We start from the raw sequence: 19050 nt of genomic DNA, 5'->3' as shown, positions 1-19050 counted from the left end.
CGGAGAGGACGATGCAGTTCTCACGCTCGGACGCGACCCCTCCCGGCGAGTCGTCGTTTTCGCCGCGAGACTCGCGCTCGAACCGATGCCGATGGAAATCGCCACATGAGTTCTGACTACGGCGACGAGGACGGCTCGCCCCTCGATTTCGAGCAGGCAAACGTCTCGCGGCCGCTGAGTCGCCTCTGCGTACGCTACGGCCGACCGAAGGCCCGCTGGCTCGCGGTCGGGTTGCTCGCCAGCGTCGTCTCGCACGGCGCGGCACTGGTCGTTCCGTTCGTCCTCGGGACGACCATCGACGCCGTGTTCAACCAGCAGGCGGCCTATGCGCTCCCGCTCGTCCCTCAGTCGTGGCTCCCGACGAGCGCCCACGGCCAGTTCCGACTTTCGGCGACGCTCGTCGGCGGCGCGCTCGTCCTCTCGGCGCTGTCGGCGTGGGTGCGGGGCTTCGCCATGAACTACTTCGCCCACGATGTCATGCTCGACATCCGGACCGACGCCTACGAGAAGCTCACTGACCTCGATATGTCGTTCTTCGACGACGCCGAGACGGGCGAACTCATGTCGATACTCAACAACGACACGACGAATCTGGAGCTGTTCCTCGACAACGCGCTCCGGGAGAGCGTCAGAATCGGCGTGATGGTCCTCGGCATCACGGGGCTGTTGGTGTATCTCAACCGACAGCTCGCGGCGATCACCCTCGCCGTCGTCCCGCTGTTGGCCGGGTTTACGTGGTGGTTCGTCCGCGCGGTCGAACCGCGCTACGCGACGTGGCGGACCGAAGTCGGGAACCTGAACACGAGACTGGAGAACGCACTCAGCGGAAGCCAGTTGGTCAAGACGGCCACGACCGAGGAGTACGAGCGCGAGCAAGTCGAGCGCGTCTCGCAGGACCTGTTCGACGCCGCGATGGACGCCATCAGACTGAGCGTCTTCTACCGGCCGGGGATGCGACTCCTGACCGGACTGCTCCTGTTCGTGACGTTCGTCGTCGGCGGTCTCTGGGTGTTCTCCGGTCCGCCGTTCCCGTTCGGCGGCGAACTCACCGTGGGCGACTTCGTGGTGTTCATCCTGCTCACCCAGCGACTCGTCACGCCGCTCGCGCAACTCTCGAACATCGTCGATTGGTACGAGAACGCGAAGGCGTCGGCCGCGCGAATCGGCGGCCTACTGGACGCTCCGGTCGGCGTTCGAGAGTCGCCGTCAGCGACCGCCCTCGAATCGGTGGACGGTCGAATCGAGTACGACGGCGTTTCGTTCGCGTACGACGACGAGCAAGTGCTTCGAGACGTGACGTTCGGCGTCGAACCGGGCCAGAAGGTCGCCATCGTCGGTCCGAGCGGGTCCGGAAAATCGACCGCCGCGAAACTCCTCGTGCGACTCTACGAAGCCGACGGCGGCGCGGTCCGCGTTGACGGGTCCGAGGTCGGCGACGTGACCCTCGACAGTCTCAGAGACGCCGTCGGCTACGTCAGCCAAGAGACGTTCCTCTTCGACGGCACCATCGCGGACAACATCAGATACGGGCAGTTCGACGCGAGCGACCAAGCGGTCCGGGACGCTGCCCGCGCCGCCGAAGCCCACGAGTTCATCGAGAGTCTCCCGGACGGGTACGAGACGCAGGTCGGCGAGCGCGGCGTCAAACTCTCAGGCGGCCAGCGCCAGCGAATCGCGCTCGCCCGAGTCATCCTACAGGACCCCGAAATTCTGGTTCTGGACGAGGCGACCGCGAGCGTTGACACCGAGACCGAACTCTCGATTCAGCGCTCGCTGGACGAGATCACCGCCGACCGGACGGCCGTCGTCATCGCACACCGCCTCTCGACGGTCAGGGACGCCGACGAAATTCTCGTCTTGGACGACGGAGAGATCGTCGAGCGAGGCGACCACGACGCGCTCCTCGAACGGGACGGACTGTACGCGACGCTGTGGTCGGTGCAGGCGGGTCGAAACGTCGAGTCGCCGCCGGACCTCGCGGGACCGTAGCGGAGTCGAGGCGACTTCGACGGAACACCCTTCGGGAGGAAACGTCCAGAAGACAGTTTTTGGGACGACCGAGACCGAGAATCCTTACGTCGGAGAATCGAGCGACCGCGCTACAGCGACCGCTTGGGGACGATTTCGGGGTCGGGCGTGTACGTCACCGCGGCGTCCACCTCGAACACGTCCGCGAGCAGTTGCTCGGTGACGACTTCGCGGGGCGGTCCCCAGTCGTAGGGTTCGCCGTCGTGGAGCGCGACGAGGTTGTCGGCGAAGCGCGCGGCCTGCGCGATGTCGTGGAGGACAACCGCGACCGTGACGTTCTCCTCCTCGTTGAGCGTCCGGACGACCTCCATCACGCGAAGTTGGTGGTGGAGGTCGAGGAACGTCGTCGGTTCGTCCAACAGGAGCACGTCGGTGTCCTGCGCGAGGACCATCGCAATCCACGCGAGTTGCTTCTGGCCGCCGCTCAGGCTACCGACCTCCTCGTCGCGGAGGTCCTCGACGCCCGCGAGTTCGATGGCGCGCTCGACGGCTTCGTGGTCTGCCTCGCTTACCGCGTCGAAGAACTCTCGATGGGGGTACCGACCGTGATACACGAGGTCTTCGACCGTGATGCTCCCCGGCGCGTCGTTCTCCTGAGAGAGCAGGCCGAGTTCGCGGGCCAGTTCCTTGTCGCCGTACTGGTGAATCTCGCGGCCGTCGAGGACGACCGTTCCGCGGTCGGGGTCGAGGTGATTCGAGAGCGCTTTCAGCATCGTACTCTTGCCCGACCCGTTCGGGCCGACGAGCGCCGTAATCTCTCCCTCGGGCACGTCGATGCGGTCGCACTCTACGACGGGTTCGTCGGTACCCGGATATCCGAGTGCGAGGTCTTCGGCGTGGAGCACGCTCGCCGAGGTTGACTTCCGGTCGGAGTCCCCGCCGTCGAAGACCTGTCTTTCGGCCCGTTGTCCGGTCTCGCGGTCTTCCGAGTCGATTTCCGGGGTCATCGGGCACCACCGTGTTTTGTCGTCCCGTCGGTCATGAATAAGCGAGAGTTTAGGTAGCCCTAAACAAAAGATTTTGCATTCAGGTCAGGGATTGTTCAGATTAGCTGGTTTATTGACTGGAACGGGCGTTTTACCCCTGTGAAGACACGCTCGACACCGACTCAGATTTCGTGCGTAATCGACTGAAATCGGAGGTCTGCCTCGAAGAGTGCGACCCGTAGCCACGGTGGACCATCAGCGAGAAACACCGCGTCACCGACGCGGTGGCTGTCCGACAGGTAACTCGCGGGAGCGCGTCGGTCGCCGACCGACGCGCTCCGGGCGCTCAGTCGGCGTAGAACGCGCTCAAAACGTCTTCGAGGTCAATCTCCTCCGCGGCGTCGGGCGTCGGAATCGGTTCCATCGCGTCGGCGTCGTCGGACGACCGGCGTTCGTCGGTATCAAGCGGTGAGTCTCCGGATTCGCGTAGCGAGGACTGGTCGCTCGTCACGGTTTGACTCCGTTGGAACGGTTCCGGCTCGTCTCACTTCAGAGTATCGCGTAATTAGTGATGCGGTGATGCGTAACAATCCGTGACGGACCCACCGACCGAGCCGATTCTGCGACATCACCGAAAGTCAGGCTTCCGGCCTCTCAGACGTTGGCGACCTGCTTCAGCACGTCCGGGGCCTCCTCCAGCGCGTCGTCCAGTTTCTCGGCGTCCGGGCCGCCGCCCTGCGCGAAGTCCGGCGGGCCGCCGCCCCCGCCGCCGACCTTTCGCGCGAGTTCGCCGACCACTTCGCCAGCGTTGACGCCGATGCCGTCAGGCACCGCGACGACGAAGGTCGCGCCGTCCGCGCCGCTTCCGATGACCGCGATTTTGCCCTCCTCGACGAGCGCGTTGGCGGTCGCTCGGAGTTCGTCCATGTCGCCGTCGAGGCGCTGGACCACCGCGGTCGCGTCGCCGACTTCGACCTCCTCGCCGCCTCCGCCGCCGGAGGCGCGGGCCTCGGCGAGTTGCTCTTTGAGGTCCTCTATCTGCTTGCCGCGGCCCTTCCACTCCTCGAAGAACCGTTCGGCGGTCTCGGGGACCTCCTCGGGAACCACGTCCAGCACGTCCGCGGCGTCGGACAGCGCTCGCTCGGTGCGCTGGGTCGCCTCGATGGCGGCCTCGCCCGCCGCGAAGGTGAGGCGTTCGACGCCGTCCTGCACGCGCTCGGTGTTCAGAATCTTGATGGTGCCCACGTCGCCCGTGCGCCGGACGTGGGTGCCGCCGCAGGCCTGCACGTCCTCGGAGACGTGAATGAGTCGGATGTTCTGGCCCGCGGGGATGCCGCCCTGATAGAGATCGAAGCCGTACTCCTCTTCGGCCTCGTGGCGGTTGGGCCACTCCTGTTGGACCGACGTGTTTTCCATCACGAGTTCGTTGGCGACCATCTCTATCTCCTCGCGGGTCTCGCGGTCGATGCGGTCGTAGTGGCGCACGTCGATGCGCGAGCTATCGATGCCCTTCTGGGCACCCGCCTGCCGGATGTGGTCGCCCAACACCTCGCGGGCCGCGTGGACGACGAGGTGGGTCGCGGTGTGGTGGCGCATCAACCGACGGCGACGCGCGCGGTCTATCTTCCCGCGGACGATGTCGCCCTTACCGACCGGTTCGTCGGTCCGGTGGAGGATGACGCCGTTTTCAGTCTGCACGTCGCTGACCTTCACGCTCGCCTCGTCGGTGGTCAGGGTCCCGTGGTCGGCGGGTTGGCCGCCGCCTTCGGGGTAGAACATCGTCTGGTCGAGAACGATATCGTACATCGTCTCACCGTCCTCGTCCTCGCGCTCGAACACGTCGAGGACGACGGCCTCGAAGTCGGTGCCGTACTGGTCCTCGTAGAACTGGCGCTCGGTCTCCGGCAGGTCGGCGAGTCTGTCGTCGGTCTCCTCCTCTTCCTCGACGGCCTGCCCGGAGTCGTGGCGGGAGGCGACGACGCTGTAGAAGTCGTCGGGTACCTCGACGCCGGTCCCGAACTCCGCGGCGATCTCCTCGACCATGTCCGGTTGGATGCCGTGGGAGTCGTAGAGTTCGACCAGTTCGTCGGTCGGAATCGGGTCGCCCTTTTCGGCGTACTCCTCGGCGAGCCGTTCGACCCGGCGACCGCCCTGTTCGAGCGTCTCGCGGTACTTCTCGACCTCGGTACGAACGATGTCCCGAACCGTGTCGCGGTTCTCGTACTCCAGTCGCTCGGCCTGCATGTCTACGAGTTCGTCGAGCGGCGCGTCCACGCCGACGCTGTCACAGAGGCGCTTGGTCCGCCGGAGAACCATCCGGGCGAGATAGCCCGTGCCGACGTTGCTCGGGACGATGCCGTCGCCGAGCATGTACGCCAGCGTCCGGCAGTGGTCCGCGATGGCGTAGATGTCTTCGAGGGGTTCGAGCAGGGTCTCTAACTCCGCGGTCGAAACGTCCAACTCGCGAGCGATGTTGTCGCGGGCGGCCTCCATATCCTCGGCCTCGTCGATGTCCATGTGGCCCGCCAGTTTCGACGCGCGGTGGACGAGCGTCTCTTCCTCCTCGGAGTGGTCGATGCCCGCGTTCTCCTTGAGGAACGAAATCATCTCGGGGTATATCGCCTCGTAGACGGTCGGCGTGCCCTGCGACATCCACGTCCAGCGTTCGAGACCGTAACCGGTGTCCACGATGTAGGTGTCCATCTTGGAGTACCGGTTGCCGTCCTTCATCTCGTAGTCGCCGTCGGGGTCCTGCTCCATCGACATGAAGACCAGCGTGGCAAGTTCCGCGCCCTTGTAGATGACCTCGATGGCGGGTCCGGCGTTGCCGCCGCCGACCCACGGGTCCTCGATGTACGTGATTTCGTCCAAGTCCGCGCCCATCGACTCGAAGAACTCGTCGCAATACTGGACCGTCTCGTCCTTCCAGTAGACCTCGCCCTGATAGGCGTACTGGTCGGGGTCTTCGAGGTCCTCGCGGGCGTTAAACGCGTGGTGGGCCATCATCTCGAAGGCCATCGTGTGTCGGCCCGTCTTGCCCACGTTGTCGATGTCCTGCATCCGGATGCAGGGCTGGCTAATCGTCAGCGGATTCGCGGGCGGCGGCGTCTCGCCGGAGGTGACGAGCGGCTGGAAGTCGTAGATTGACGCCTGCGTGAGTAGCACGTCGTCGCGCCAACGGTTCGCGGCCACGGGATAGGGGTCGATGCGCTCGTGGTCGTTCTCCTCGAAGAACGAGAGGAACGCCTCGCGCATCTCTTCGAGGGTGTACTCCTCGGCGAATCCGGGGTCGTCGATGAACTGGTAGGTCTCGCAGGGCGGTTCGCCGCACGTCGTTCGGTCGGGGTCGCGCGTCCAGAAGAAGTCACCGCACTCGGTACACTCCTTCCTGACGAATCCCTCCTCCTCGAAATAATCGAGGCGGTACTCCGCTTCGAGTTCGCTCATTATTATCCCTAATTCGCTAACGAACGGGTAAAACAGTTCCGCAAATCTACTATACTCCGGCGTTTCGAGTCGTCGGGAAAGCCCCCGCCTCGTCGGGCGTTTCGGCTCCCCGTGACGGCAAACGGCGAACGGTACCGCGTCGAAACGAACCAGCCGCTCCGAGCACGAGTTTCCGCCACAAACGCTTATGACTCCGCTCGTCGATATCCCGTTTTATGAGCAGCAGGGGTGCCGACGAAACCGACGACGGGAGAGTGACGCCAGCACCGGTCGAGAAGGCCTTGCGGACGGTTACGCCGTCTTTCCGGGGGCGACCGGACGCCGAGATGACCACCATCGGAATCGCGTACGGACTGGGGCTGGTCGTCCTGCTGATTCCGCTCCTGCCGTTCATCGTGGTCGTCTGGGTCGTCTCGAAAATCACGGGCTTTCTCGCCCGCAAAGCGCCGACCAACCGCGTTCCCTGACCGCCGACGGGACGGTCAGGCCGAAAAGACTACGCGGGTCGGTGCGCCAGTTTTCTCGACTCGTCGCGCTACGCGCTCACTGCGTTCCGGTGCCGATGAGGTCGAAGGGGTAGCCGTTGTCGTTCTCGTCGGCGTGTTCGTAGACGACGTGGGCCGCCGCAACGTCTTGGATGGCGAGACCGGTGCTGTCGAAGACGGTGATGCCGTCGTCGTCGGTCCGACCGTCGATGTCACCGACCACGATGTCGCCGACTTCGCCGTAAATGTCGTCGTCGGATAAGACGCCCTCGTGGTAGGGGACGTTGATTTCGCCCGAGTGGGTCGTCTGGGCGTGGTCGTCGATGACCAGTTTCGAGTCGAGCAGAATCTCGTCGGCGAGTTCGTGCTTGCCCTCGGCGTCGGCACCCATCGCGTTGACGTGGGTGTGTTCGCCGATGTCCTCGCGCGTCACGATGGGGTCCTCAACTGGCGTGACCGTCGAAAGCACGTCGCACTGGGCGGCCTCCTCGATGGAGCCAGCGCGCACGTCGAAGTCGTCCTCGAAATACTCGATGAAGTCGGCGACGCGCTCCTCGTCCAAGTCGCTGACGACGACTTCCTCGATGGGTCGGACCTCCGAGATGGCTTCGAGTTGGGTGTACGACTGGACGCCAGCGCCGATGACGCCCATCGTCGTCGCGTCCTCGACGGCGAGGTAGTCGGTGGCGACCGCGGCGGCCGCGCCGGTGCGCTTCATCGTGAGTTCGGTGCCGTCCATGATGGCCAGCGGGAAAGCGGTCTCGGGGTTCGAGTAGACCATCGTGCCCATCACGGTCGGCAGGTCGAAGTTCTCGGGGTTGTCCGGGTGGACGTTAACCCACTTGATACCGGCGGCGTCCCAGTCGTCGGCTTCGAGGTAGGCGGGCATCGACCGGAAGTCCCCGTTGTACTGGGGCAGGTCGATGTACGACTTCGCGGGCATCTGGGCGTCGCCGCGGGCGTACGCAGCGAACGCGTCCTCGATTGCCCGGATTACGTCCGGCATTTGGGTGTTCTCGTCTACGGCGTCCTGATTCAGCAGGAGCGTGTCCATACGTAGTTGGTCGTCGGCGTGTCGTTATAAAGTGTATGAACTACTCGTGGCGACGCGCGATGTCTGTCGTAAAGTCGTTCTGGGACGAGATTATCAACAAACTACTATTTTGCCCCCATTGGAAATATATGGAGAGGTAAATGGTAAAATTTATATTTTCTAAAGAAAATAAGAAAGTGGAGGTAACCATGATAGATGTAACCCCATTCTGCTTTGGCCCAGCCTGTGACAAGTGTCTCGAAGACTACGTCGTTTGCGCGTAGATAGCCGACTCTACATTTTTTGCGAACGAAATACACGCTTAGCCTCTCGTCTGCATCCACTGTCCTTGAAAAGCACTTAGAGATTTTCCCGCTACGTGTCGTTCGACGCACTCACAGTGTTTCGGTTCGACGGAAGCAGGAACTCGAAAGAAAACGCGGCGTGTCGTCAATTGCGTTCCATTCGACGTGAAGGCCGGTCGGTGCAACCGGCGGCCGGGAAACGGCGGAAGGCAGTTGGGCCGAGCTTACATCGCGCCGCCCATACCGCCCATGCCGCCCATGCCGCCGCCCATACCGCCAGCGCCACCTTCGTCGTCGCCCTTGTCGGTGGACAGGTCGCCAGCGGAGATGATGTCGTCTATCTTGAGCACGAGGTTCGCGGCCTCGGTGGCACTGGACACGCCTTGTTCCTTGGCGTGAGCAGGTTCGACGACGCCAGCGTCGAGAGTGTCCACGATGTCGCCGCTGTGGACGTTCAGGCCAGCGCGCTCGTCGCCGTTCTCGTGGGCCGAGCGCAGGTCCACGAGCGTGTCGATGGAGTCGAGACCCGCGTTTTCGGCGAGGACGCGCGGGACGAGTTCGAGGGAGTCAGCGAACGCCTCGACTGCGAGCTGTTCGCGCCCGGAGACGGAGTCGGCGAAGTCGCGGAGGCGACTGGCGACTTCGACCTCGATGGCACCGCCGCCAGCGACGACGCGGCCGTCCGAGACGGTCTGGGCCACTACGTCGAGGGCGTCGGTGACGCCGCGTTCGAGTTCGTCCACGACGTGGTCGGTCGAACCGCGGAGCAGGAGGGTAACGCCGTGACTGTTCTCGCCTTCGACGTAGAACAGCTCGTCGCCCTCGTCGCGGCTCACGTCGCCCTTGCCGAGGTCGTCGGCCGAGGCGCTGTCGAGGTCCGAGACGACGCTCGCGCCGAGGACTTCCTTGAGGAAGCCAACGTCGCTTTTCTTGACGCGGCGGACCGCGAGGATGCCTTCCTTGGCGAGGTAGTGCTGGGCCATGTCGTCGATGCCCTTCTGGCAGAAGACAACGTCAGCGCCGGTCTCGACGATCTTATCGACCTTGGCCTTGAGCTGTTCTTCTTCCTGATCGAGGAAGCTCTGAAGCTGGTCGGGGTCCTCGATGTTGACGCTGGTGTCCACGTCGGTCTCCTCGATTTCGACTGCCTCGTTGAGCAGGAGGATGTCGGCGTCCTCGGCGCTCGTAGGCATGTTGTCGTGGACGGGGTCCTTGCTGATGACCGCGCCCTTGAGGAGTTCGGACTCGCCCGACGAACGGCCGGTCTGGGTCTCGGTCTTGACGTATTCGAGGTCCACCGTGCCATCGACGGTGACCTGCTGGACCGCATCGACGATAATCTCGCTCAGGCGCTCTTTGTTGAGTTCCGCGCCCTTGCCGGTCATGGAGGTCTCGGCGACCTTCCGGAGGAGGTCTTCGTCGTCGGGTTCAACGTCCTCGGCGACGTTGTTGACCTCTTCGCGGGCCTTCTCGCTGGCGAGGTGGAAGCCCTTGATGATGGCCGTCGGATGAATGTCCTGTTCGAGGAGTTCCTCGGCGTTCTTGAGGAGTTCGCCGGTCACCGCGACGGCGGTCGTGGTGCCGTCGCCCGCTTCGTCCTCTTGGGTTTCGGCGACCTCGATGATCATCTCGGCCGTCGGGTTGTCGATGTCCATCTCCTTGAGGATGGTCACGCCGTCGTTCGTGATGGTCACGTCGCCCATCGAATCGACGAGCATCTTGTCCATCCCTTTCGGGCCGAGTGTCGAGCGAACCGCGTCAGCGACCGCGCGGGCGGCGCTGATGTTGTGTTCCTGCGCGTCTTTGTCCTTTACGCGCTGGGACTCGTCGCTCATTACGATCATCGGCTGGCCTTGCATTCGCTGTCCTCGCTGACTCATAGTACACCCATTGATTGATTGTGATTCTATATAAATGTTCGCTTCCTTGGCACTCGGTAACGTGATGGACTGTCGCACTATCACGGGGTAAATCGCCGAGCAGAACATCGGTACCGCGTGATAATCTGGGAAGAGTTCACACAGAAACATCGCCGACGCCCTCGCCCGCGAGGCGGGGATTTATATGCTACTTCTCGGCTCGCCCGGCCGAATTCGCCGCCTACCAATGAGAATAATTCACATCATACGAACCCGGACCGGTATTACGGTCTCGAACGTATATATCTAGAAATTATAAGCCTACTTAGTATAGGTCGCGGTCCCATTAGGTGATGACGACCGACAAAGGGCGACAGTCCAACGACGTATCGCGCCGGATGTTCCTGCTCGCGTCCGGTGCCGGGGTCACGACCGCGCTCGCCGGTTGTACCGGCGGCACCGACGACCAGAGTACGACCGAGTCGAGCGACGACTCCGAAAGCGGGGAGTCCACGACCGAGGCGACCGAGACCGAATCGGAGTCCGGCGGCATGGACACGTCGATGCTCACCGCGGAGGGGTCCTCGACGGTCTACCCCATCTCCAACAAGGGAAGCTCTTACTGGAACTCCAACGCGCCGTCCAGCGACGGCGAATACTGGGGGTCGAACGACGAAGGGTCAGTTCCCGGCTGGGACCAGATAGAGACGGACAAGCGTCTCGCGGACTACTTCGCCGGTCTCTACGGCTTCGAAGGCACGGACCAGCAGGCGACCCCGCCGTACGCGACGAGCGTCGCCCTGAGCCACTCCGGAACTGGGTGTAAGTCGGTTCGAGACGGACTCGTGGACATCGGCAACTCCTCGGGACCCATCACCGCCGAACTCGGCATTAGCGAGGAGAAACGCGACGCGAACTACGTCGATCACGTCGTCGGCCGCGACGGCCAGCCGGTCGTCGTGAGCAAGGACATCTGGGACGCGGGCGTCCAGAAACTTACCGGCGAGCAGGTCAAGAAAATCTACCAGAACGAGATTACCAACTGGAGCGAGGTTGGCGGTCCGGATCAGGAAATCTACTGCGTCGGCCGCGCCGAGGGGTCGGGGACAGACACCGCCTTCCGACTCAACATGCTCGGCGACGCCGAGGCCCCGATGCCGGGCGTCGATACTCGGAAGGGCCAGAACCAGCAGGTCAAGACGGTCGTCCAGCAGAACGATGGGGCCATCGCGTACATGGCGCTGGCGTTCACCGGCGAACAGGTCAAGCCCGTCGCCATCGAGTTCGAGGGCACCACGTACAAACCCGACAAGAGCGCGGACAACACCATCTTCGACAGCTCCTACCCGCTCAACCGGGACCTGCACATGTACACCAAGAAGACCGACGACACGTCGGACGGGACGGACATGCGCGAGGCCGCGTTCCTCAACATGTTCCTGACTGAGTTCGGGCAGAAAGTGTTCGTGGAGGCGAACAACTACATCCCGCTCCCCGAGAAGGACATCAAGAAGGAGAAGGCCAAACTCCCCGACCAAGCGTAGGGTAGCGCCCCGCCGGTGTGGCTTTCGTCGTTTCGTTTTCGAATGTTCCGATACTACTACACAACATGGCATCTGTGACTGACGCTGACTCGACCGGACTCCGCGAAGCGTTCGAGCGCAAACTGCTCGACGCCCGCGAGTCCGTCGAGGACGCAGAGAATACTGCGCTCGCGGCCGGTTCGGTGGGCTTACTCGCGCTGTTGGGGACGTTCGTCGGCTTTCTGGTGATGTCACCGCTGACGGTCGTCGCGCTCGCGGCGTTTCTGGCGACCGTGGCGTACGGCTGGCTTCGCCACCAAGCAGTGACCGCACACGCGCTGGCACTGGTGATGACCGTCTCGACGCTCCTGATTCTGGGACTCATCACCGTGTTCATCTTCCTCGAAGCGTGGCCCGCGTTCGAGTACGCGAGCGCCGAACTGTACGGCATCGAAATCCCCGGTCTTCGGCTGTTCACCGAGACCCTGTGGGACCCAGTGACCGAAGAGCGGTTCTCGCTCGTGCCGATGATTCACGGGACGGTCGTGGTGACGGTAATCGCCACGCTCGTCGCCGGTCCGCTCGGCGTCGCGGCCGCGCTGTTTATCAGCGAGGTCGCACCGCCGACGGTTCGAGAACTGGTCAAGCCCGCCATCGAGATTCTGGCGGGGATTCCCTCCATCGTCTACGGGTTCATCGGGTTCACCATCCTCAGCCCGTGGGCCAGCGACCAGTTCGCGCTCACCGGACAGGGGACCTACCTCTTCGTCGGCATCGTCGTCGGACTGATGTCGCTGCCGACAGTCGTCTCGGTCGCCGAGGACGCTCTCAACAGCGTGCCCGAGTCGATGAAGAGCGGGTCGCTCGCGCTCGGGACGACCGACTGGCAAACGATGTCCGCCATCACGCTCCCGGCGGCGTTCTCTGGGGTCTCGGCGGCGGTCCTGCTCGGCGTCGGCCGCGCCATCGGCGAGACGATGGCCGCGACCGTGATGCTCCGGAACAGCCCCGCGCTCCCCGAACCGATTTACAACGTGTTCTACGGCTACGAGACGCTCACCTCGCTCATCGCGGCGCGCTACGGTAGCTCGCACGGTCTCCAGTTCAACGCGCTGTTCGCGGCCGGGGTCGTCCTCTTCGTGACCGTTCTGTTCCTCAGCGTCGGGTCACAGCTAATCGAGAAACGCATGCAACGGAAACTCGGGGGTGACGAGTGATGAGTCGCATCGCCAATGACGACCGGAACGCCCTCGTCCGCGAGGGAACGACGGTTCCGGAACTCGTCGCGGCCGCGGCGGTCGGTCTCTCGGCCCTGCTGTTCGCGCTCGCGCTCGCGGCCAACTTCGAGATACTGACGATAACCGACTCGGTCGCTGGCGTCCCGATGGTGAGCGCGCTCGGCGCGCTTCTGGCGCTCCTCGGTCTGACCGTCGTCGGTTTCGGCGTCGGTTCGCGCGTCGGCGTCCTCTCGACCGAACCGCAGGCCGACGCCGGACTGGTCGCGGCCTCGGCGTTCGCGGGCATCTGGTTCGTCGTCGGCGGACTCGTCGGCTCCCAGACGTTCGGGTTCGGCTTCGTCGGGTGGTTCTTCGTCGCGTTCGCCGCGGCCGGACTCGCGTTCGCCGCGACGGTCGTCCCCCGCGAGGACATCGGTTCGACGCTCCCGGCGGGCGGACTGGCGCTCCTCGCGGGTCTCGTCTTCGTCACGGGAACCATCGGCCCGAACTGGTCGTGGGCACCCGGCGGACTCCGCGCGACGTTCTTCCCCCGGTTCGTCGTTCCCAGCGTCGTCCAGTTCTGCGCGCTGGTCACCGGATGGTCGGCGGCGAAAGCCTACGGCGGTTTCGGGGCGCGCGGCCGCCACGTCGGCGCGCACGTCCTCATCTACCTCAACGCGCTGGCCATCATCGCGGTCCTGTTCGGTCTCGTCGCGTACGTGACCGTCCGGGGGTTCCCCGGTCTCTTTCAGGGATTCGCGTTCGGTGCCGGTGTCGGTCCGGAGACGACGATTTCGCTCTTCGGCTTCAGCCACACCATCGTCTGGCCGGTCTCGTGGCCGTTCCTGATGAACGGCGTCTCGCTGTTGGCAGAGGTTGACGGTGTCCTGCCAGCCATCGTCGGCACGGTCTGGCTGGTCGTCGGCGCGGTGCTGTTCGCGGTGCCGCTCGGGGTCGGCGCGGCCGTCTTCCTGAGCGAGTACGCCGACCGAGGCCGGTTCACCGAGGTCGTCGAGATTGCGACCAACGGCCTGTGGAGTACGCCGAGCATCGTCTACGGCCTGTTCGGCTACGCCTTCCTCCTTCCCCGGTTCGGCGGCGAGAAGTCGCTGCTCTCGGGGATGCTCACGCTCGGGTTCATGCTCCTCCCGCTGGTGGTTATCACCGGCCGCGAGGCGATGCTCTCGGTGCCCGACGAGTACCGCGACGCCAGCGCCGCACTCGGCGTCTCGAAATGGCAGACCGTCCGGAGCGTCGTCCTCCCGGCCGCGATGCCCGGCGTCGTCACCGGCGTCATCCTCGGCGTCGGCCGGGTCGCTGGCGAAACCGCGCCAATCCTTCTGACGATGGCGGGCGGCACGTTCCTCCCGAAGGCCCAGACCGCCGACGTTATCGGCGGTTTCCAGTTCACCGCCGCGCCGCCGTTCGTGACGAATCCCGAACTCCTGCAAGCGACCAGCGCGCTTCCCTATCAGGTGTACGCGCTCGTCACGGCGGGCGTCGGCGGCCCGCTCGACAACCCCGACAACTTCGCGTGGGGACTCGTGTTGGTCCTGCTGGCGGTCGTGCTGTCGTTCTACGCGGTCGGCATCGCAACGAGGTACTACTTCCGGAAGCAACTCCACCAATGACAGAGACTACGCTCGATTCCACGACACGGACAGACAGTAGCACCGACACCTCGCCCTCGTCGGAGACCGAGGAGTCGCCCGTGACCGACCGGGCCGAGACCACCTCGGCGACCACCGCGCCGGAAAGGTCCGAATCGTCCGCGACGACCACCGTGCCCGAAAAGTCCGGGTCGTCCGCGACGACCACCGCGGGCGAATCCGAAGAGACCGTCCGCGAGGAGTGGTCCGACTACCAGTTCGACAGCGCTCCGAAGTTTTCGGTCACCGACCTCGATGTCCATTACGGCGACGACCACGCGCTCAAGGGCGTCTCAATGGACATCCCCGAGAAGAGCGTCACCGCACTTATCGGACCCTCGGGCTGTGGAAAATCGACGTTCCTCCGGTGTCTCAACCGGATGAACGACCGCATCAACTCTGCGCGCATCGATGGCTCGGTCGAACTCGACGGCCACGAAGTGTATCAGGACGGCGCGAATCTCGTGGAGTTGCGCAAGCGTGTCGGCATGGTGTTTCAGGCACCGAACCCGTTCCCGAAGTCGATTCGGGACAACGTCGCGTACGGCCCGCGCAAGCACGGTGAAATCAACGACGGCCTGCTCGACAAACTGCTCGGCCGCGCCGACGACCAGAAGGAAGACGAACTCGTGGAACGGTCGCTCAAGCAGGCCGCGCTCTGGGAAGAGGTGAGCGACCGACTGGACGACAACGCGCTCGGGCTGTCGGGAGGCCAGCAACAGCGCCTCTGCATCGGTCGGTGTCTCGCGGTTGACCCCGAGGTCATTCTGATGGACGAACCGGCCTCCGCGCTCGACCCCATCGCCACCGCCAAAATCGAAGACCTCATCGAGGAACTCTCTGAGGACTACACCGTCGTCGTCGTCACCCACAACATGCAACAGGCCGCCCGCATCTCCGACCAGACCGCGGTGTTTCTGACGGGTGGAGAACTCGTCGAGTACGGCGAGACCGACCAAATCTTCGAGAACCCCAACAGTCAGCGCGTCGAAGACTACATCACCGGGAAGTTCGGATAACGATGAGCAGTTCGACAACCGACACCGAAATCTCTCGGAAGGTCCAGTCGGTCGGCGGGTCGTCGTTCACCGTCTCGCTCCCCAAAGACTGGGCGACCGACCACGGTCTCGAAGCCGGAAACGAGGTGTTCCTCTACCCCCACGAGGACGGCACCCTGATACTCCGAACCTGCGAGCGCGGCGGGGGCGACGACGCACCCTCAGTCTCAGTCGGCGACCTGTCGAGCGATACGCTCCCGTGGGTCGTCGGTGCGCTCTACGTCGCTGGCGAGACCCGATTCGCGCTCCGCACCGACGGGCGGTTCACGTCGGCCGAGCGCCGGGCGATGACCGCCGCCGGGAACGACCTCGTCGGGTTGGAGGTCGCCGACGAATCGACCGATAGCGTCACTTTCCGCAGCATGCCCCGCTCCCAGCGACTCTCGCTGGGGCAGACCGTGCTGAACCTCCGATACGTCGCGCTCTCGATGCACCGGAGCGCCACGAGCGCGCTCCTCGACGCCGACGCCGACCGCGCCAGCGAAGTCCTCGACCAGTCGGCCGACGTGGACCGACAGTTCGCGCTCGTCAGCAGGTGCGTCGAGCGCCGAATCAGCCTCCCGCGCGGGCCGTCTCGTCCGGACGTTGACCGCCGGACCGCGTTGGACTACTTCGCCATCGCCCGCGAACTCGACGGCATCGCCTCCTGCGCCGAGCGCATCGCCACCGTCGCCAGCGAACTGGACGCGACGCCCACCGGGTCGCTGGAGGCGGACCTGACCGACTACGCCCGGCGCTCCCGGCGCGTCGTCGAGCGAGCGGTCGAGGCGACCATCAACGGGCGCTCGCTCGAAACCGCCTACGAGGCACTCGAACAGTGCGAAGCTCTCACCGCGGACCTCGACCTGTTGAATCCGCCTTCGGGCGAGTCCGACGAGATAGATTCCTACTACGTCGCGCTCCTGCTGGACGCGCTCGACCGGACGGCCGACCACGGCGGTAACGTCGCCGAGCGTGCGCTGAAGATGAGACTTCGGGCGGAGTAGTCGGGTCCGTTAGATTTTATCTCTCGTCGTATCGACGCACAACTGAGACTGTGCGTCGGTAACTCGCTCCAAAAACGCCGGGACTGGGATTTGAACCCAGAACCCCTAACGGGGACACGCTTTCCAGGCGTGCGCTTTGCCATTCGGCCATCCCGGCCCGTTCGGTGGTAGTTTCGTCTGGCGTTTAAACCCTTCCCTTTCCGTCGGTTGGGCGCGTCGGGGTCCTACCCGAACAGTCGCTCTTCGGCGACGTACGACAAGCCGGTCGCGCCGACGCCGACGGCCAGCGCCACGCCCGCCTTGACCGAAAGCGAGTAGCGATACCCCGTGAGGAGTTCGTACCCCTGTACGGCGACGAGAAAGGCCAGTAGGCCGATGACGCCCCAGAGGAGACTGGCCTTCACGCGGGGCCGAATCGGTCCCAACTCCACCGCCACGTCAGTCGCTGCTGGCGATGGCCTCGATTTCGACGCCGACGCCCTTCGGGAGGTTGCCCGCCTCGACCGCGCTCCGCGCTGGCGGATTGTCTTGGAAGTATTCCTTGTAAGCGTCGTTCATCTCGTCGAAGTCGTCGATGTCGTCGAGGAAGACGGTAACCTTCAGGACGTTCTGCATCGTCAGGCCCTCCTCTTCGAGGATGGCCTTGACGTTCTCTAGACTCTGGCGGGTCTGTACGGCGACTGCCTCGTCGTCGAGGAGATCGCCGTCGGGCGTCATCGGAATCTGGCCCGCGGTGAAGACCATATCGCCGTTAGTCGTCGCCTGACTATACGCACCGACTGCTTCGGGCGCGTCCTGTGTGCTAATGATGCGCTTCATACCGACCTCTTCGTGCGCTGGCACTTAAATATACGCGGGAACGCTACGCCAGCACTTCCACGTCGAACCCGTCGTCGCGGAGGGCGTCGAGCAACTGCTCGACGTGGTCGGGACCGCGGGTTTCGAGGTCCAGCTCCACCTCCGCGGCGTTCATGCCGATGTCCCGCGAGGTCCGGTCGTGCTGGATGCCGTAGATGTTCGCGCGCTCCGCGGAGATGATGTCGATGAGGTCGTCCAGCGCGCCGGGCCGGTCCTTGAGGACGGTCCGAATTTTGACGTACCGGCCGGTCTCGACCAGTCCGCGCATGATAACCGTCGTGAGCGTGTTCATGTCGATGTTGCCGCCACAGAGCGCCGGAACGATGAGTTCGTCCTCCTCGTAGTCGAACGCGCCCGAGAGCAGGGCCGCCAGCGCCACCGCGCCAGCGCCCTCTACCAGCGTCTTGGCGCGTTCGAGCAGGAGGGTCACGGCGACCGCGATTTCCGAGTCCGAGACCGTGACTATCTCGTCCACGCGCTCCTGAATCACCTCGAAGGGCTTCTCGCCGACGTTCCGCGTGGCGATGCCGTCCGCGATGGTGTCCACGGAGTCGAGGGTGTGAATCTCGCCCTTCTGGAGCGATTGGGCGGCGCTCGACGCGCCCTCGGCCTGCACGCCGACGACTCGTGCGTCGGGATTCTGCTCTTTGACCGCGGTCGCAATCCCGGCGATGAGACCGCCGCCGCCGATGGGGACGACCACGGTGTCGAGGTCCGGCAGGTCCTCCATGATTTCGAGACCGATGGTGCCCTGTCCGGCCATCACCATCTCGTCGTCGAATGCGTGGACGTAGGTCCGGCCCTCTGCCTCCTCGATTTCGTGGGCCTTCGCCTGGGCCTCGTTGTAGTCGTCGCCGTGGAGGACGACCGTCGCGCCGTAGTCGCGCGTCGCCTCGATTTTCGAGATGGGTGCGTTCTCGGGCATCACGATGGTCGAGTCTACGCCGCTCTTAGTCGCGGCCAACGCGACGCCTTGGGCGTGGTTGCCCGCGCTCGCCGTGACGACACCCGCGGACTTCTCGGCCTCCGAGAGCGTCTTGATACGGTTGGTCGCGCCGCGAATCTTGAACGACCCCGTGCGCTGGAACGTCTCCAGTTTCAGGTGGACCTCCGCGCCGGTCATGTCCGAGAAGGTGTGACTGTAGTCCAGCGGCGTCCGCCGGGCGGTCTCCTCGACCCGGACCCGCGCGTCGAGAACGTCCGAGAGGTCTATCATGTCGCTTTCTACTCGGGGTGTCTCTTTAACACTTTTTCTCAGTCTGGCTTGACGTCGATAGTTGCGACTGACGAACTGGAACAGGGGGAAAGGGGGAAAGGCGCGAAGCGTGTGACGCGCATCTGGTAGGTAGGGTGGCAGACACTTAAACCCACGGTGGACAGACTGAAAGTGAAACCGCCGTACTGCGTCGGGGTATTTCCGGTGTCTGACGGATGGCACACGCTCGCGTCAGACCTAAAGCTGACGGCCGTTGTTCCTGCCACGGAGTTAATAGTTTGCTCGTTTCGGGACGCGCATTTCGCTCCCGGAGGCAGTAACTCTACGCTTTTCCTTGGATTCGAATCGTTCGAGAATCGAACGGGCGGCATGGGATTTGAACCCATGACCTCTTGGTCCGGAACCAAGCGTTCTGTCCGCTGAACTAGCCGCCCTCACACGGTTGTACTCCGCTCGCGGC

The 19050-nt window shown here is 64.2% G+C and carries 15 protein-coding genes and 2 tRNA genes; 7 read left to right on the top strand and 10 right to left on the bottom strand.

Features of this window, described 5'->3' with window-relative positions; genetic code table 11:
- Positions 1-105: 105 nt before the first annotated feature.
- The gene (locus EP007_RS08365; protein ID WP_128477219.1) at positions 106-1989 is read left to right on the top strand and encodes an ABC transporter ATP-binding protein; all 1884 of its coding nucleotides are present in this window, start codon (positions 106-108) and stop codon (positions 1987-1989) included.
- A gap of 110 nt (positions 1990-2099) precedes the next feature.
- Here the strand turns inward: EP007_RS08365 and EP007_RS08360 are convergent, their stop codons facing one another.
- The 3 genes from EP007_RS08360 to alaS form a co-directional block, all read right to left on the bottom strand.
- Positions 2100-2975, bottom strand: coding sequence for an ABC transporter ATP-binding protein (locus EP007_RS08360; RefSeq protein WP_128477218.1), 876 nt, complete (start codon positions 2973-2975; stop codon positions 2100-2102).
- A gap of 325 nt (positions 2976-3300) precedes the next feature.
- The gene (locus tag EP007_RS17405) at positions 3301-3465 is read right to left on the bottom strand and encodes a hypothetical protein (RefSeq protein WP_166035493.1); all 165 of its coding nucleotides are present in this window, start codon (positions 3463-3465) and stop codon (positions 3301-3303) included.
- 143 nt (positions 3466-3608) lie between these two features.
- The gene (alaS, locus tag EP007_RS08355; protein WP_128477217.1) at positions 3609-6401 is read right to left on the bottom strand and encodes an alanine--tRNA ligase; all 2793 of its coding nucleotides are present in this window, start codon (positions 6399-6401) and stop codon (positions 3609-3611) included.
- Positions 6402-6616: 215 nt separating this feature from the next.
- On the opposite strand from alaS, the gene EP007_RS08350 reads away from it, so the two are divergent.
- Positions 6617-6868, top strand: a complete 252-nt coding sequence (locus EP007_RS08350) for a DUF7535 family protein (RefSeq protein WP_128477216.1) — start codon at positions 6617-6619, stop codon at positions 6866-6868.
- Positions 6869-6944: 76 nt separating this feature from the next.
- On the opposite strand, the gene EP007_RS08345 is transcribed toward EP007_RS08350, so the two are convergent.
- Together EP007_RS08345 and thsB are read right to left on the bottom strand one after the other, a co-directional pair.
- Positions 6945-7940, bottom strand: a complete 996-nt coding sequence (locus tag EP007_RS08345; RefSeq protein WP_128477215.1) for an ornithine cyclodeaminase family protein — start codon at positions 7938-7940, stop codon at positions 6945-6947.
- A 508-nt stretch (positions 7941-8448) separates the two neighbouring features.
- Positions 8449-10104: a thermosome subunit beta gene (gene thsB, locus EP007_RS08340; protein WP_128477214.1), complete on the bottom strand. Its 1656-nt coding sequence runs from the start codon at positions 10102-10104 to the stop codon at positions 8449-8451.
- Positions 10105-10436: 332 nt separating this feature from the next.
- On the opposite strand from thsB, the gene EP007_RS08335 reads away from it, so the two are divergent.
- The 5 genes from EP007_RS08335 (at position 10437) to EP007_RS08315 (ending at position 16516) form a co-directional block, all read left to right on the top strand.
- Entirely contained in the window at positions 10437-11627 is a 1191-nt protein-coding gene (locus tag EP007_RS08335) for a PstS family phosphate ABC transporter substrate-binding protein (RefSeq protein ID WP_128477213.1), read from the top strand.
- A gap of 65 nt (positions 11628-11692) precedes the next feature.
- Positions 11693-12823 carry a phosphate ABC transporter permease subunit PstC gene (gene pstC / locus EP007_RS08330; RefSeq protein WP_128477212.1) on the top strand — a complete coding sequence of 377 codons (1131 nt, stop codon included), beginning with the start codon at positions 11693-11695 and terminating at the stop codon, positions 12821-12823.
- Between the two features lie 8 nt (positions 12824-12831).
- Complete coding sequence (pstA, locus tag EP007_RS08325) at positions 12832-14454, top strand: phosphate ABC transporter permease PstA (RefSeq protein ID WP_394346049.1); 1623 nt, start codon at positions 12832-12834, stop codon at positions 14452-14454.
- A complete protein-coding gene (pstB, locus tag EP007_RS08320) occupies positions 14451-15491 on the top strand; it encodes a phosphate ABC transporter ATP-binding protein PstB (RefSeq protein WP_128477210.1) in 1041 nt (346 codons plus the stop codon). Before pstA ends, pstB begins: the two co-directional genes overlap by 4 nt.
- Before the next feature lie 2 nt (positions 15492-15493).
- Positions 15494-16516, top strand: a complete 1023-nt coding sequence (locus tag EP007_RS08315) for a phosphate signaling complex PhoU family protein (RefSeq protein WP_128477209.1) — start codon at positions 15494-15496, stop codon at positions 16514-16516.
- 75 nt (positions 16517-16591) lie between these two features.
- Here EP007_RS08315 and EP007_RS08310 read toward each other — a convergent pair.
- The 5 genes from EP007_RS08310 to EP007_RS08290 form a co-directional block, all read right to left on the bottom strand.
- Positions 16592-16673, bottom strand: a tRNA-Ser gene (locus tag EP007_RS08310).
- A 67-nt stretch (positions 16674-16740) separates the two neighbouring features.
- A complete protein-coding gene (locus tag EP007_RS08305; protein WP_394346039.1) occupies positions 16741-16953 on the bottom strand; it encodes a hypothetical protein in 213 nt (70 codons plus the stop codon).
- Between the two features lies 1 nt (position 16954).
- On the bottom strand, positions 16955-17335 hold the full coding sequence (locus EP007_RS08300) for a Rid family detoxifying hydrolase (protein WP_128477208.1): 381 nt from the start codon (positions 17333-17335) through the stop codon (positions 16955-16957).
- 43 nt (positions 17336-17378) lie between these two features.
- A complete protein-coding gene (ilvA, locus tag EP007_RS08295; RefSeq protein ID WP_128477207.1) occupies positions 17379-18590 on the bottom strand; it encodes a threonine ammonia-lyase in 1212 nt (403 codons plus the stop codon).
- 361 nt (positions 18591-18951) lie between these two features.
- Positions 18952-19024: transfer RNA gene (locus EP007_RS08290), tRNA-Arg, on the bottom strand.
- Positions 19025-19050: the final 26 nt, after the last annotated feature.

This window comes from Halorussus pelagicus, assembly GCF_004087835.1.
Lineage (GTDB): Archaea > Halobacteriota > Halobacteria > Halobacteriales > Haladaptataceae > Halorussus > Halorussus pelagicus.
The sequence above is the reverse complement of the archived record's forward strand: the minus strand, read 5'-3'. Positions and strand labels throughout refer to the sequence as shown.